Consider the following 13,771-nt stretch of genomic DNA (forward strand, 5'->3'; position numbering starts at 1 on the left):
ACGATGGACAGTCACTTGATCTACACGGTACTCGACCTGCTGGGTACCTTCGCGTTTGGCATCAGCGGCGCGGTGGCGGCCCGACAACAGCGGTTGGACCTGTTTGGCATCGCCACCATTACGTTCATCGTCGCCTGCGGCGGTGGCATCGTCCGGGACCTGTGCCTGGGCACGCTACCCCCCGCCGGGCTGGCAAACTGGCGCTACCTGGCGGTATCGCTGGTGGCCGCGGCCTGGGTGGTATGTGCCTACCCCACGGTGCGCCGCATGACGTCGCCGGTACAGTTGTTCGATGCCATTGGCCTGGGGCTGTTCGCGGTGGCCGGGGCGAAAAAGGCCCTCGCCGCCCATGCCGGTGCCGAAGTCGCCATCGTGCTGGGCATGGTCAGCGCGGTGGGCGGTGGGGTGCTTCGGGACGTGTTGCTGTCCCGCGTCCCCAGCATTCTGCAACGTGAGATCTATGCCTCTGCCGCGCTGGTGGGCGCCAGTGTCGAAGTTGCCCTCAGCCACTTCGGTGCCAGCTCGGCGTGGACACCCTGGCTGGCGGCGGCCAGCTGTATTCTGCTGCGCCTGGCATCGCTACGCTTCGGCTGGCGTTTGCCGGCCAATGGCAATGAGGCCGACAAGCGACTGTTCTGATTCGCTGCCGCGTCGGCTGACACCCTTGATCATTGGGCGGCACCCTGACCGCAGCGTTGACCGAGGAAGAATTCCACGTTATAAATACTGGCAGTATCTATAAGGTTTGCGGGAAGTCTCTCCCAAACTGTCGAACCGCGTGGAACCCATGACTGAGAAAAACAAGCCGTCCAAGCTCACCAAGCCGCGCAGCCGATCCTCCATTGGCGCGGTGCGCAGCCCGCAAAGTACCGAGGCGATTCTTGAGGCCGCAGCGGCCATCCTTGAAGAGCAAGGCTACAAGGCCTTCACCATGGATGCCCTCGTCGAGCGCGCAGGCTCAAGCAAGCCCACCATCTACCGCTGGTGGCGCAGCAAAGGGGCGCTGTTGCGTGATGTGTACGAACGCGCGGCACTGACCTTCGTCACCTCGCCCGATACCGGGAACCTGGAACAGGACCTGATCGAGCATTTGCGTTCGTTGTGGTTGTGGTGGCGTTCCTCCAGTGCCGGTGAAACGCTGCGCAGCGTGTTCATCGAAATCCAGCTGGACGTCAACGCCATCGAAGAGTTTCGCCAGGCGTTCCTGCCCCGCCGCGAACGTACCTTGCGCAAGATCTTCGCAAGGGCGGTCAGTGCAGGAAAAATTGCCGATGGCCCGGCGATCGATGCGGCAGTGTCGATGCTGACCGGCATGTCCTGGCTGCACCTGGTCACCGCGAACCTGGATAACCTGGACGACATTGATCATTCGGTAGCCGTCATCGTCAAGGGCTTGCGCGCCGGCTGACCCATCGGGTTGGCCTTGGCACTTTTTCACGACCTTAACGACACTAATAGTTTTTATAGATGCTGTTGTCACCCGCGTGCTCCGAGCGTGCGTTTCCCTTCCCTTTCAACGTCAGAGAAATCCGTTGATGAACAGTCCCATACCCCAGGGCCCCAAGGATGTGCGGTCAACACTGCGCCTGGCAGCGCACCTTCCCATGGCCGTCCTGATGGTTGCGCTCACCGGGTGCGCGTTCAGTGACCTGAAACCCAGTGCAAAGATGGCACCTCCCCAGGACGTCGAACAGACCCTGGCCGCCAGCGGCATTTCGCTGTCGCCGGCCGCCTGGCCGAGCGACACCTGGTGGACCAGCTTCAATGATCCGCAGCTCAATGCGCTGGTGCAGGAGGCACTGGCTGGCAGCCCCAGCCTGCGTGCGGCTGCTGCCCGCGTGCACCAGGCCAGCGCGCTGGAAGACATCCAGGGCGCCTCATTGCTGCCCCATGCTGATGTGGCCATGAGCACGACGCGGGAGCGCTTCAGTTCCAACGGCACCACGCCATCGCCTGTGAAGGGCACGTGGCAGAACGTTGACCAGGCCACGTTCAACCTCGGCTACGAGCTGGACTTCTGGGGTAAAAACCGCGAGGCCGTGGAAGCGGCGGTAGGACGCCGCCATGCACTGGAGGTCGACGAACGCGCTGCGGCGCTGATGCTGTCCACCTCGGTGGTGCAGGCGTACATTTCCCTGCAGGACACCTACGAACAACTGGACGTCGCCCAGACGCTGCTCAATCAACAAGAGCAGATCGAAACGCTCACCCAGCAGCGCTTTGCCGCCGAACTGGGCACGCAGATCGACATCAAGCAATCCCAGGCATCGCTGCCTGCCAGCCGCGCCAACATCGCCGCGCTGAAGGAATTGATCGAGCTTAACCAGAACAAGCTGGCCTCCCTGCTGGGCAAGGGCCCCGACCGCGGCCGCAGCATTGCCCGCCCGCGCATGCTGGCCAGCAACAGCGTCGCCCTGCCGACCCATATCCCGGCAGAGCTGATCGGCCATCGCCCGGACGTGGTCGCCCAGCGCTGGCGGGTGGAAGCGTCGGGGCATGAGATCAAGGTGGCCAAGGCGCGCTTCTATCCCGACGTGAACCTGACCTCGTTCATCGGCATGCAGAGCCTGGCGTTCGACACGTTCAACGACCGCAGCAGCCGGATCCTGGGTTTCTCGCCGGCCATCAGCTTGCCGATCTTCGAAGGTGGCCGCCTGCGCGGCAGCCTGGATGCCCAGGACGCGGCCTACGACCTGGCGGTGGAAAACTACAACCAGACGGTGGTCGATGCACTGCGGGACATCGCCGATCAACTGGCGTCCCTGCGTTGGTTGAAAGAGCGCATGGCGCAACAGAATGAAGCCGTTGCCACCGCGCAGGCAGCCTCCGACCTGGTGAACAAACGATACGCGGCAGGCCTGGCCACTTACCTGCAAGTACTGGCCACGCAAAACACCACGCTGGCGGAGAAACGCCAGCTGGTCACGTTGCAGTCCCGCGCCCTGTCCCTGCAAGCCAACCTTAGCCGGGCGCTGGGGGGCGGTTACCGCCCTGAAATCAACGCCACCGCCGACGCCACTCCAACCGTAGCTGACAAATCATGACCACGAACGCACCTTCCCCCGCACCCGCAAAATCGTCTTTTCGCCCACAACTGCTGTTGATCCTGGCCATCGTGCTGCTGGTCGTGGCCCTGGGCATCTGGTACGTCACCCGCCTGGGCAGCGAGTCGACCGACGACGCCTATGTCGACGGCAACATCGTCCAGGTGACCTCGCAGGTCAGCGGCACCGTGACCGTGATCAGTGGCGACAACACCGACCATGTGGACGCCAATTCGCCGCTGGTGACGCTCAATGCCGTCGATGCAGAGATTCAGTATGAGCGCGCCAAGTCCAACCTGGCGCGCGCGGTACGCCAGGCGCGTACCCAGTACTACCAGGTGCAGCAACTGGAGGCCGAAGTCAGCCAGCGCCAGAACGATGTGCGCAAGGCTCAGGACGACGTGCGTCGCCGCAACCAGCTCGCCGCCAGCGGTGCTGTGTCGCGCGAAGAAATCAGCCACGCCGAGGAAGTGCTGAAGAACGCCGTCGCAGGCCTGGACGGTACCCAGCATGCGTTGGCCGTGCGCCTGGCCATGGTCGACAACACCACGTTGCGCACCCACCCCGATGTGCTGGTGGCCGCCAGCAACCTGCGTGATGCCTTTATCTCCCTGCACCGCACCCAGATCTACTCCCCCGTCAGCGGCGTGATCACCAAGCGCAGCGTGCAGGTGGGCCAGCGCATCAACCCGGGCGTGGCCCTGATGTCGGTGGTGCCAGTGGACCAGGTATGGGTCAACGCCAACTTCAAGGAATCGCAGATCGAAGACCTGCGTATTGGCCAGCCCGCAGAGCTGCGCGCCGATGCCTACAGCCGCGACGTGGTGTTCCACGGCACCATCGTGGGCCTGGACGCGGGCACCGGCAGCGCGTTTTCGCTGATGCCGGCGCAGAACGCCACCGGTAACTGGATCAAGGTGACCCAACGCGTGCCGGTGCGTATCGCGCTGGACGCCCAGGAAGTGCAACGCAGCCCATTGCGCCTGGGCCTGTCCATGCGCGTATCGGTGAACACCCAGGACCTCAGCGGCCCCGTGCTGAACAAGAAGGCACCTGCGCAACCCGCCTATAGCACCAATATTTTCCAGAACGAGCTCAAGGACGCCAACGACGTCGTCGAGCAGGTGATCAGCGCCAACGAAGACCGTGGGCGCGACGCCAAAGCCCTTAAACTCTGACGAGGCGCCACATGTACCGGAAAAACGCCGCCCTGCTGATCACGGTCGGGCTGCTGTGCGCACTGGAGTACCTGCAGGCGGGCATGATTGCCTTTGCCTCGGCGCCCATTCGCGGTGAAATCGATGCCAGCCCCGAGGAGTTCACCCTGGTGGCTGCGCTGTATGCGTGCATCGCCGTGGTGGTGATCTCCAAGCAGCGCTGGCTGGTCGAGCGCCTGGGCTGGCGTAACTTCATGCTCGGTTCCATCAGCATTTACGTGCTGGGTGCCTTCGTTTGCGGCGTCAGCAGCGACCTCACCGCCTTCACCGCCGGCCGCGTGGTCATGGCCCTGGGCGGTGCGTCGTTCATGACATCAGCGCGCCTGATGGTCAACTTCCTGCCCGCGGGCCCGGGGCGCTTCACCGGCGTCAAGGTGTTCGCCACGGGCCTGGCCAGTGGCACGGCGTCCGCGCCGTTCATCTCGTCGATGGTGGTGGTCGAGGACACCTGGCATGCCATCTTCTGGGTACTGATCGGTGGCGCCCTGGTGGCTGCGATGCTGTGCACGCGCTTCCTGCCCACAGCCCCCGCACCACTGGAAGACCGCACCCCGTCGAGCCCGGCCAACATCCTGTTGCTGTCCGTCAGCAGCTTCTTCCTGTTGTATGTGCTGCAGCGCTCCTACTACGACTTCTACAACGAAACCTTCATCCTCGTTGCGTTCGCGCTGCTGGCGGCGCTGGGAATGTACATTTTCTTCCACGCCGAACACAGCAAACATGCGCCCTTCCTCAAGGTTCGCGACCTGATGCAGCCACGCTACGTGCTGGGCGTGGCGCTGTTCTGCTTTACCTACGTGGTGCTGGGCAGCAACAACTACATCCTGCCGTACTTCCTGCAGACCGGCCTGGGCTACTCCTGGGACACCATCGGCACGTTCCAGGCCTTCGGACTGGGCGGCGCCCTGGTGACCTGGCTGGCCATGGCGGCACTGATCCCGAAATTTCCAGGGCCCAAGAAATTCTTCGTGCTCGGGTTTGCCGCACTGATCAGCTTTGGCTGTCTGCTCTCCTCCGTCACCACCGATGCCAACATGTGGTCGAACATTCTGCCGGCGCTGTTCCTCAACGGCTGTTTCGTCATGCTGGTACTGGCCACGGCGGCCATGCAGACGTTCCGTGACGTGACCCACCACGATACGCTGTTTGCCCACGCCTACCAGATCAAGAGCATGCTGGGGCAGATCGCCATGGCCATGGGCACCGCGGTGGCCACCTTGTTCCTGCAGTGGCGCACCACGCTGCAGTACAACAACCTCAACGGCCACTTTGCCGCGGGCGACCCGCTGTACATGGAGCAGACCCAGCACCTGGCGCAGGCCTTGACCGCTCAGGCAGGCGCCGGGCCGGCCAACCAGATAGCCCTGTCGACCCTGGCGCAAAGCCTGCACCAGCAATCCACGCTGGTGGCCAGCATGGAGTACTTCTGGGCGGTCATCGTCGTGGCGATCATCGCGCTGGGTGTGTCCGTGGCGCAGAAGACCTTCAAATGAACCTGCCCTCCCACTACCACAAGCGCCAGCAGAATGGGCGGCGCGCGAAAGCCGATGTATGCGGGCTGCAGCGTAACGGGAATGAATTTTGCTAAGTCTAGACGCCGCCCGCACAATGCAGCTGTGCGGCTAACAGCTCAACACTCAGGCTTGCCTTTGCGCCCCCATCGGGTCGCAACGTAGCCGCTGGTGCGATCCACCGGCGCTGCGCCAAACGGGCTGCCCTCCCACAAGGAAAAGCAATGCATCAGGTCGAACACCGAAAAGATGAGATCGGCACCCGGGCCGTCTCGGAAGATCCAACCAAGGCCATGAAACCCTACCCCCAACACAGTGCACTGGATGATGCATACGGCATCTTCATCGGGATTGCCCTGGCCGCTACCGGGATAGCCATTCTGGGTAAAAGCGGGCTGATCACGGGGGGCATCGCAGGGATGGCCCTGCTCGTTTCCTTCATCACCCCGTACACGCCTTCGGTGCTGGTGCCGGTCATCAACATTCCCTTTCTGCTGTTCGCCCTGGTCAGCATGGGCCGCGCATTCACGTTGAAGAGCGTTATCGTCAGCCTTGCCCTCGGATTGGGCATCAGCCTGGTCAGTCCAGTGCTCAACCTCTCCGGCATTCACCCAGGCATCGGTTCCATACTAGGGGGCACCTTCCTGGGCATGGGCATCCTTTGCCTGGCCCGCCATAACGCATCGGTGGGGGGCACGGGCGCCATCGTGCTGTGGATTCAGCGGCGCTTTTCCATCAACGCCGGCGTCTCGCAGTTGGCATGCGATTGTGTGCTGTTTCTGGTGGCAGCCATTTATTTGCCGCTCGAAAAGCTGGCGTGGTCGTTCGTCGGCACGCTGGCGATGAATTTTATCCTGATCAGCTGGCACAAACCGGGGCGATACCGTGGTTAGTCTTGATAAGAAGAGTGCGGAGCCAATGACCGTGGGCGATAGTCGCGGCGCCGCCCCCTGGCGCCGCGGCATGCAGCACAAAGCTTCTGCTACGTCCGCTCCAGCACGAGCTTGCGCAAAGTACCCATGCTCAGAAACGCCAGCGCCCCCACCAACGCATGCCCAGCCACGACATACAACGCCCCTTCGAACGAACCGGTGGTCTGGACGATGTAGCCGATGGCAATCGGCGTGAAGATGCCGGAAATGTTCCCGCACATGTTGAACAGCCCGCCCGCCATGCCGGTGATCTGCTTGGGCGCGGTGTCGGACACCAGTGTCCAGTCCACCGCCACCACGCCCTTGCCGAAGATGGCCAGCGACATCAGCAGCGTCACCACCCACACCGAATCGGTGAAGTTGCACAGCACCAGCGTGGCCCCGACGCTCATGCCGCACACCAGCGGGATCTTGCGCGCCACGGTTAGCGAGACCCCTCGGCGCAACAGGTAGTCGCACACCGCCCCTCCACACAGCGCGCCCAGCAGCCCGCACACACCCGGTACCGCGGCGATGGCACCGGCTTCCATGATGTTCAACCCGCGCCCCTTCACCAGGTAGATCGGGAACCAGGTGAGGAAGAAATACTGCAGCGAGGTATCGCAGTATTTGCCCAGGTAAATCGACCACATCATCGGGCTTTTCAACAGCACCTTGAGGTCGGAAAATCTCGGTTTGAATGCCCCGGCGACCTTGGGCTTGTCCATGTCCACTTCCGCCCCGCCGCTCTTGAGGTGTGCCAGCTCGGCGCTGTTCACCAGCGGGTGGTCGCCAGGCGCCTTGACCAGGCGGAACCACACCAGGCTGACCAGAATGCCCAGGCCACCCATGAACCAGTACACATGCTCCCAGCCATAGGTGTGGGCGATGAAGCCCATCAACGGCGCCAGGAGCACCACCGACAGGTACATGGAGGAGTTGTAGATGACCGTGGCCAGCCCGCGCTCCTGCAGCGGGAACCAGGCCGCGACGATGCGGTTGTTGGCCGGGTACACCGGCGCCTCGATCAACCCGAGCAGGAAGCGCAAGGCAAACAGCGTGACCACCGCCACCGGTACCGACAGAAAGCCGATCAGCCCCTGGGCCAAGGTAATGGCCGACCAGAGGAACAGCGATGTGCCATACACCCGCGCCGAACCGAACTTGTCCAGCAACCAGCCGCCGGGTAACTGGCCGATGACGTACGCCCAGGCGAACGCGGAGAAAATGTAGCCCAGGGTAATGGAGTCGATGCCCAGCACCTGGGTCAATGCCGTGCCGGTGATGGACAGGGTGGCGCGGTCGCCTACGTTGATGGCCGTGACGATGAACAGCATGGCCAGAATGATATAGCGCACCTTGCTGCGGGCGACAGTGTCGGCAACGGGTACCGCGGGTTCTGCAACATTGGAATGTTCCACATGGACGTCCTCATCTTGTCGTTGTTGTAGGTCGTTATTCACGGGACAGACAACCGCGCCAGGGGCCTGGCGCGGTCGAGACACTCAAGGACGCTTGCCCACCTCCACCTGCTGGGCAGTCCAGGCCTTGACCTGCTCGCTCAGGCTCAGCCCCAGGCCGGGCCGCTTGGGCACCAGCATGCGGCCGTCGCGGGTTTCCAGGCGCTCGTTGAACAGCGGCTCCAGCCACTCGAAATGCTCCACCCAAGGCTCGGTCGGGTACGCGGCGGCCAGGTGCACGTGCAGTTCCATGGCAAAGTGCGGGGCCAGCATCAGGCCGGCGTTCTCGGCCATGGCAGCCACCTTCAGGTATGGGGTGATGCCCCCCACGCGCGGGGCATCGGGCATCAGGAAGTCGGCGCCGCGCAGCTTGATGAACTCGGCGTGCTCGGCCACGCTGGTGAGCATTTCACCGGTGGCGATGGGCGTATCGAACTGTTGCGCCAATGCCGCGTGGCCCTCGGCGTCGTAGCAGTCCAGCGGTTCCTCGATCCAGATCAGGTTGTACTGCTCGAACTGGCGGCACATGCGCTGGGCGGTAGGCCGGTCCCACTGCTGGTTGGCGTCCACCATCAAAGGAAACTTGTCGCCCAGGTGACGACGCACTGTGCTGACCCGCTCGATGTCGATGGCACAATCGGGCTGGCCCACCTTGAGTTTGATGCCGCCAATGCCCTTTTCCCGGGACAGGTCAGTGTTCTTCAACAACTGATCCAGCGGCGTGTGCAGAAAGCCGCCGGAGGTGTTGTAGCAGCGCACGCTGTCACGCTGGGCCCCCAGCAAGCGCGCCAGTGACAGGTTCGCGCGCTTGGCCTTGAGGTCCCACAAGGCCACGTCGAAAGCGCCGATAGCCTGGGTGGACAGACCGCTGCGGCCCACCGAGGCGCCTGCCCAGCACAGCTTGGTCCATAGTTTGGCGATGTCGCTGGGGTTCTCGCCGATCAGGGCCGGGGCGATCTCCTGGGCATGGGCGAATTGCCCCGGCCCCCCTGCCCGCTTGGAATAACTGAAGCCCAGGCCGCGGTGGCCATCCTTGGTCTCGATCTCGGCGAACAGGATAGCGATCTCGGTCATCGGCTTCTGGCGCCCGGTGAGTACCTTGGCGTCGCTGATGGGGTTGGCCAGCGGCAGGAACACCGAGGACACGCGAACCCAGGCAATGGCGTCGTCATCACCGGTGGGCAAGTCTTGTTGTTGTGCGAGCATGAACGCTCTCCTTGTTAACGGGAAGGGAAGGAATCAGGTGTCGCCACAGGAGTGGCCTGGGCAAGCGGTTCGGGAAAATCATCCAGCTCCAGGCGCTTCAGTGGCCCGACAATGAACAGGTAGGCAAAGGCGCCAAGCAGTCCCATGGCGGCCACGTACATCAGCGCCACGTCAAAAGAGCCCAACTGATTGATCATCACGCCGATGGCAATGGGGGTGACGATGCTGGCCAGGTTGCCGCAAAAGTTGAACATGGCGCCGCTGACGCCCATGGCCCGCGCGGGTGACACGTCACCGACGATGCACCAGCCCAGGTTGCCGACACCCTTGGCGAAGAAGGCCAGGGACATTACCGCGATCACCACGGTGAGCGAGGCGCTGTAGTTGGCGATGACGATGCTGCTGGACAGCAGCAGGCCACAGATGATCGGGGTCTTGCGTGCGGCGGTCAGGCTGAAGCCCCTGCGCAGCATCCAGTCCGACCACACGCCCCCCACCATCCCGCCCAGGCAGCCGGCGATGGGCGGGATGGCCGCCACCAGGCCGACCTTGAGCAGGGTCATGCCCTTGGCTTCGATCAGATAAGTGGGGAACCAGGTGAGGAAGAACCAGGTGATGGAAGTGAGACAGAACTGGCCCAGGTAGATGCCGGCCATCATGCGGTTGGCACCGATGGCCTTGACGCGTTTCCAGCTGAACGGTGTTTTCACGTCGCCAATGGTGGGCAGGCCGCCGCCGGCCTCGATGTAGTCGATTTCTGCCTGGTTGACGCGGTGGTCCTTGCGCGGTTCGCGCACCAGGCGGAACCACACAAGGCCAATGACGATGCCGGCCAGGCCGGTGACCCAGAACACGTGCTGCCAGCCCCAGGTGCTGACCAGCCATACCATCAGCGGCGTGAACGCGGCCAGGGCGAAATATTGGGCCGACTGGAACACTGCCGTAGCCAGGCCACGCTCCTGGCGCGGGAACCACATGACGGTGAGGCGGTTGTTGGCCGGAAACGCCGGGGCCTCGGCCACGCCCATGAGGAAGCGCAGGCCGAACAGCACCAGAAACGCCGAGGCGAAGTAGTCGACGTAGCCCTGCAGGAAGGTCAATGCCGACCACAGGATCAGGCTAGCGCCCAGCACCACCCGAGAGCCGTAGCGGTCGAGGATCACCCCGCCCGGCAGTTGCATGGCGGTGTAGGCCCACCCGAAGGCGGAGAAAGCGATACCCATCGTCATGGCGTCGAAGCCAAGGTCGCCGCGCATGCTGGGGGCGGCGATGGACAGTGTGGCCCGGTCGACGTAGTTGAATACCGTAACGATGAAAATGAGGCTCAGGATCAGGTAGCGGACACGGGTCCTGGCGACTGGCGGCATGGTTGGGTTCACTTGTTATTTTCCTTGTTGTGAGTACTGCGGTGGATCGGTGCACGACTTTTCAGCGGCCTGATGATTGCGCAATCATTTGAATCGATAAAAACGGCCACATGCATCAGGTGCCGCAGCCAATGAACCTGAGCTTACACTGATTGCGCAATCATTCAAGGCATTCCGACGAGGAGGTACGATGACTTCGGCTGACGCGACACCATACAACTCAGGCGCCACAAGGTAAGATAAGGTCCCCACTCCACGCTGGAACCCGCCCCCCTGATGGCCAAGAAGTCGAACAAGGACCTTTCACTTTCCGGCAGTGACCCCACAGGTGTGCCCGGCTACACATTGATCGACGTGGCACGCGTGGCTGGCGTCTCGCCCATCACCGTGTCACGCGCGCTGCACCGCCCCGAACTGGTAAGCGAGCGTACGCGCGACAAGGTGCGCGAGGCTGCACGGGCCATGGGCTATGTGCCGAACATGCTGGCCGGTGGCCTGGCCACCAACAAGAGTCGGCTGGTGGCGATTTTCCTGCCCACCATCGCCAACTCGATCTTCGCCGATACCGTACAGGCGGTGATGGACCGTCTCACCGCCGCCGGCTACCAGACCCTGATCGGCCTGACCGGTTACAGCGCCGAGCAGGAAGAGGCACTGTTGGAAGCCGTGCTGGGCCGCCGCCCCGATGGCATCGTGCTGACCGGCACCTTGCACACCGAGGCCAGTCGCCAGCGCCTGGCCTCGGCGCGCATCCCCGTGGTGGAAGCCTGGGACTTGAGCGAGGCGCCCATCGACATGCTAGTGGGCTTCTCCCACGAACAGGTGGGCGTGTGCATCGCCCGCAACCTGCTGGAAAAAGGCTACCGGCGCTTCGCCGTGGTGACCCTCGACGACCCGCGCGGGCTAAGGCGTGTCGCCAGCCTGAAAGCGGAGCTGCAGGCCCACGGCATCATCGATACCCCGACCGAAATACTTCCCGCCCCCGCCACCCTGGCCTGGGGTCGATTGGGCTTGCAGGGCATGCTGGAAAAGGGACACAGCCCGCAGGTCGTGGTGTGCAGCTCCGATACCATCGCCCAGGGCGTGCTGGCCGAAGCGGCGAGTCGCGGCCTTCGCGTGCCCGAGGATTTGGCCGTGATGGGTTTCGGCGACTTGAGCAGCGCCGCCCACGTGCACCCGCCCCTTTCGACAGTGCGGGTCAATGGCACGATGATTGGCCAGCAGGTGGCGGAGGCGTTGCTGGCACGATTGCGCGCGGCGCCGGGGGTGAAGGCGCCGCCGGTGTGTATCGACACGGGTTTTACCATCATTGATCGAAGCAGCACCGGCCACATGGGGGCGAAGTAATCGCAGGTCCCGGCCCCGCTCGGCAGATACCGGGAACGGGCCAAACGAATGCCCCACTGCTCAATTGCCATCGCCAATGGTGGTGCCACCGTCGACAATGATGTTCTGCCCCGTCATGAACGCCCCCCCTGGGGCAGCTAGCAGCAGCGCCAGGGCCGCCACCTCGTCGGATGTGCCGACGCGCCGCAGCGGGGTCAGCGCCAAGCGCCGCTCCATTACCTCAGGCTGGCGGGTGAGTGGCTGGGCAAAGTGAGTTTCGATCACCCCTGGGCTGATAGCGTTGACCCGCACGTTGGCCGGCCCCCACTCCACGGCCAGGTTGCGGGCCAGTTGCGCCAGTGCCGCTTTTGACAGGCCATACAGGCCCAGCCCCTTGTTTCCTCGCACGCCAGCGATACTGGCGATCAGCACCACACTGCCCTCGCCCGCCACCGCCATGCCGGGTATCAAGGCGTTGGTCAGCCACACGGCACTGCGCAGGTTGACGTTCAGGGTCAGTTGCCATTGGGCGTCACTGGCTGTGGCCAGAGGCCCCATGTGTGGCGCTACACCGGCGTTGCACACCAGCACGTTGACCTGACCGAAGCGCGCCTGCATGGCGTCCGCCAGCGCCGTTACCTCGCTTTGACGGCTGAGCTCAGCCGCCACGCCAAAGGCATCGAAGCCTTGTGCTTGCAACTGCGAAACAGTGTGAAGGCAATCCTCGGCGCTTTCGCTACTGATGCCCAGCCGCGCGCCTGCCTGGCCAAATTGGCGGGCGATCGCCAGGCCGATGCCGCGGGTAGCGCCGGTAATCAAGGCGACTTTGCCGTGCAGGGAGAACAGCGGGTTGGGGAGGAGCTGTTGCGTGTGTGGGGCCGTTGATGACATCGAGCGCTTTCTCCAGCGGGGCGAGTGTTCAGCAGACACTACCCGTGGGCTCGCGCTGCCACCAATCCGTTTTTCAGGTGGGTGGTATTCGTCCGGTGGATGGCAAACGTCGAGGCTCCTGACCAGGAGTACATCTGTACTCCAGCCTTTAACAAGCGGTTCGGGTTGTTTTCATCTGTCATTCGGGCATCATTCGCGCCTTTGAGAACATGGACGCTCGTCATGCCCCTTCTGCCCCCGACACTTCAACTTCGTGCCTACCAGGCCATCAGCGCCCTAGCCTTGTGCTCGATACTCGCGGACATCGCCTACGTCCTGTATTGGGGCCTCATGCCTATCGATGTCAGCGGCACGCTGATGGGGGGCGGCTACGGGCAACTGATGTACATGATGCGGTGGTGCGTCACCCTCGCCGGCCTGGGGGTGTGCAGCCTGGTGGGGTTGCCCGGCCACCGGCTGGCCTGGGGCGCCGCGGGCGTGCTGCAGGTGGGCATCGGCCTGTGGTGGCGGGTGGGCTACCCCACGGAGGAAAACCTGATCTACCTGCCGGAAGCGGGCGACATCACCGGTGCGATCGTCATTGGCCTGGGCACGACCGCCCTGGCGGTGTGGCGCAGCCGTGCGGCGCGCGTGCGCGTAGGCACCGCCGCGATGGCCCCCCGCTCGGTCATGGCGCTGGCGCTGATCCTTGGCTACCTGGGGGTGCCGTTGCATGAGTGGCTGAGCGAGCCACTGCCGTATTGCAGCTTCGACAAGGCGGGCAACCAGCTCACGATCTGCCTGGGCGATGAGCCCAGGGTTTACCGGTAACACCTGAACCTGCACCGAAGCGGCTGTT

General features: G+C 63.5%; 12 protein-coding genes. 8 read left to right on the forward strand and 4 right to left on the reverse strand.

Annotated features, from left to right (window positions below; genetic code table 11):
• Nucleotides 1–3 precede the first annotated feature (3 nt).
• The 6 genes from QBK88_RS15710 (at nt 4) to QBK88_RS15735 (ending at nt 6,665) form a co-directional block, all read left to right on the forward strand.
• Nucleotides 4–639: a trimeric intracellular cation channel family protein gene (locus tag QBK88_RS15710; protein ID WP_277962745.1), complete on the forward strand. Its 636-nt coding sequence runs from the start codon at nt 4–6 to the stop codon at nt 637–639.
• Between the two features lie 148 nt (nt 640–787).
• Entirely contained in the window at nt 788–1,408 is a 621-nt protein-coding gene (locus QBK88_RS15715; protein ID WP_277962746.1) for a TetR/AcrR family transcriptional regulator, read from the forward strand.
• Between the two features lie 127 nt (nt 1,409–1,535).
• Entirely contained in the window at nt 1,536–3,044 is a 1,509-nt protein-coding gene (locus tag QBK88_RS15720; RefSeq protein ID WP_277962747.1) for an efflux transporter outer membrane subunit, read from the forward strand.
• A complete protein-coding gene (locus QBK88_RS15725; protein ID WP_277962748.1) occupies nt 3,041–4,222 on the forward strand; it encodes an HlyD family secretion protein in 1,182 nt (393 codons plus the stop codon). The genes QBK88_RS15720 and QBK88_RS15725 overlap by 4 nt, the downstream gene beginning before the upstream one ends.
• An 11-nt stretch (nt 4,223–4,233) precedes the next feature.
• Nucleotides 4,234–5,754: an MFS transporter gene (locus tag QBK88_RS15730; RefSeq protein WP_277962749.1), complete on the forward strand. Its 1,521-nt coding sequence runs from the start codon at nt 4,234–4,236 to the stop codon at nt 5,752–5,754.
• 242 nt (nt 5,755–5,996) lie between these two features.
• Nucleotides 5,997–6,665, forward strand: a complete 669-nt coding sequence (locus QBK88_RS15735; RefSeq protein WP_277962750.1) for a YitT family protein — start codon at nt 5,997–5,999, stop codon at nt 6,663–6,665.
• Nucleotides 6,666–6,754: 89 nt separating this feature from the next.
• Here QBK88_RS15735 and QBK88_RS15740 read toward each other — a convergent pair whose 3' ends face one another.
• The 3 genes from QBK88_RS15740 to QBK88_RS15750 all read right to left on the reverse strand — a co-directional run bounded on the left by QBK88_RS15740 (nt 6,755) and on the right by QBK88_RS15750 (nt 10,716).
• Nucleotides 6,755–8,020, reverse strand: a complete 1,266-nt coding sequence (locus tag QBK88_RS15740; RefSeq protein WP_277962776.1) for an MFS transporter — start codon at nt 8,018–8,020, stop codon at nt 6,755–6,757.
• A 168-nt stretch (nt 8,021–8,188) separates the two neighbouring features.
• A complete protein-coding gene (locus tag QBK88_RS15745) occupies nt 8,189–9,349 on the reverse strand; it encodes an L-talarate/galactarate dehydratase (protein ID WP_268142248.1) in 1,161 nt (386 codons plus the stop codon).
• Between the two features lie 14 nt (nt 9,350–9,363).
• Nucleotides 9,364–10,716, reverse strand: a complete 1,353-nt coding sequence (locus QBK88_RS15750) for an MFS transporter (RefSeq protein ID WP_277962777.1) — start codon at nt 10,714–10,716, stop codon at nt 9,364–9,366.
• A 276-nt stretch (nt 10,717–10,992) separates the two neighbouring features.
• Here QBK88_RS15750 and QBK88_RS15755 point away from each other — a divergent pair, with 276 nt between their 5' ends.
• Nucleotides 10,993–12,063 carry a LacI family DNA-binding transcriptional regulator gene (locus tag QBK88_RS15755; protein ID WP_277962751.1) on the forward strand — a complete coding sequence of 357 codons (1,071 nt, stop codon included), beginning with the start codon at nt 10,993–10,995 and terminating at the stop codon, nt 12,061–12,063.
• Nucleotides 12,064–12,123: 60 nt separating this feature from the next.
• Here the strand turns inward: QBK88_RS15755 and QBK88_RS15760 are convergent, their stop codons facing one another.
• Nucleotides 12,124–12,933: a glucose 1-dehydrogenase gene (locus tag QBK88_RS15760; protein WP_277962752.1), complete on the reverse strand. Its 810-nt coding sequence runs from the start codon at nt 12,931–12,933 to the stop codon at nt 12,124–12,126.
• A gap of 222 nt (nt 12,934–13,155) precedes the next feature.
• Between QBK88_RS15760 and QBK88_RS15765 the strand changes: the two genes are divergently transcribed.
• Complete coding sequence (locus QBK88_RS15765) at nt 13,156–13,743, forward strand: hypothetical protein (protein WP_277962753.1); 588 nt, start codon at nt 13,156–13,158, stop codon at nt 13,741–13,743.
• Nucleotides 13,744–13,771: the final 28 nt, after the last annotated feature.

It is taken from the genome of Pseudomonas sp. RIT-To-2 (assembly GCF_029623465.1).
GTDB lineage: Bacteria > Pseudomonadota > Gammaproteobacteria > Pseudomonadales > Pseudomonadaceae > Aquipseudomonas > Aquipseudomonas silvicola.

Coding starts and splice junctions, on each gene's coding strand:
- QBK88_RS15735 (WP_277962750.1), top strand. CDS start 5,997: ATGCATCAGGTCGAACACCGAAAAGATGAGATCGGCACCCGGGCCGTC.
- QBK88_RS15715 (WP_277962746.1), top strand. CDS start 788: ATGACTGAGAAAAACAAGCCGTCCAAGCTCACCAAGCCGCGCAGCCGA.
- QBK88_RS15740 (WP_277962776.1), bottom strand. CDS start 8,020: ATGCTGTTCATCGTCACGGCCATCAACGTAGGCGACCGCGCCACCCTG.
- QBK88_RS15730 (WP_277962749.1), top strand. CDS start 4,234: ATGTACCGGAAAAACGCCGCCCTGCTGATCACGGTCGGGCTGCTGTGC.
- QBK88_RS15765 (WP_277962753.1), top strand. CDS start 13,156: ATGCCCCTTCTGCCCCCGACACTTCAACTTCGTGCCTACCAGGCCATC.
- QBK88_RS15760 (WP_277962752.1), bottom strand. CDS start 12,933: ATGTCATCAACGGCCCCACACACGCAACAGCTCCTCCCCAACCCGCTG.
- QBK88_RS15755 (WP_277962751.1), top strand. CDS start 10,993: ATGGCCAAGAAGTCGAACAAGGACCTTTCACTTTCCGGCAGTGACCCC.
- QBK88_RS15745 (WP_268142248.1), bottom strand. CDS start 9,349: ATGCTCGCACAACAACAAGACTTGCCCACCGGTGATGACGACGCCATT.
- QBK88_RS15720 (WP_277962747.1), top strand. CDS start 1,536: ATGAACAGTCCCATACCCCAGGGCCCCAAGGATGTGCGGTCAACACTG.
- QBK88_RS15725 (WP_277962748.1), top strand. CDS start 3,041: ATGACCACGAACGCACCTTCCCCCGCACCCGCAAAATCGTCTTTTCGC.
- QBK88_RS15750 (WP_277962777.1), bottom strand. CDS start 10,716: ATGCCGCCAGTCGCCAGGACCCGTGTCCGCTACCTGATCCTGAGCCTC.
- QBK88_RS15710 (WP_277962745.1), top strand. CDS start 4: ATGGACAGTCACTTGATCTACACGGTACTCGACCTGCTGGGTACCTTC.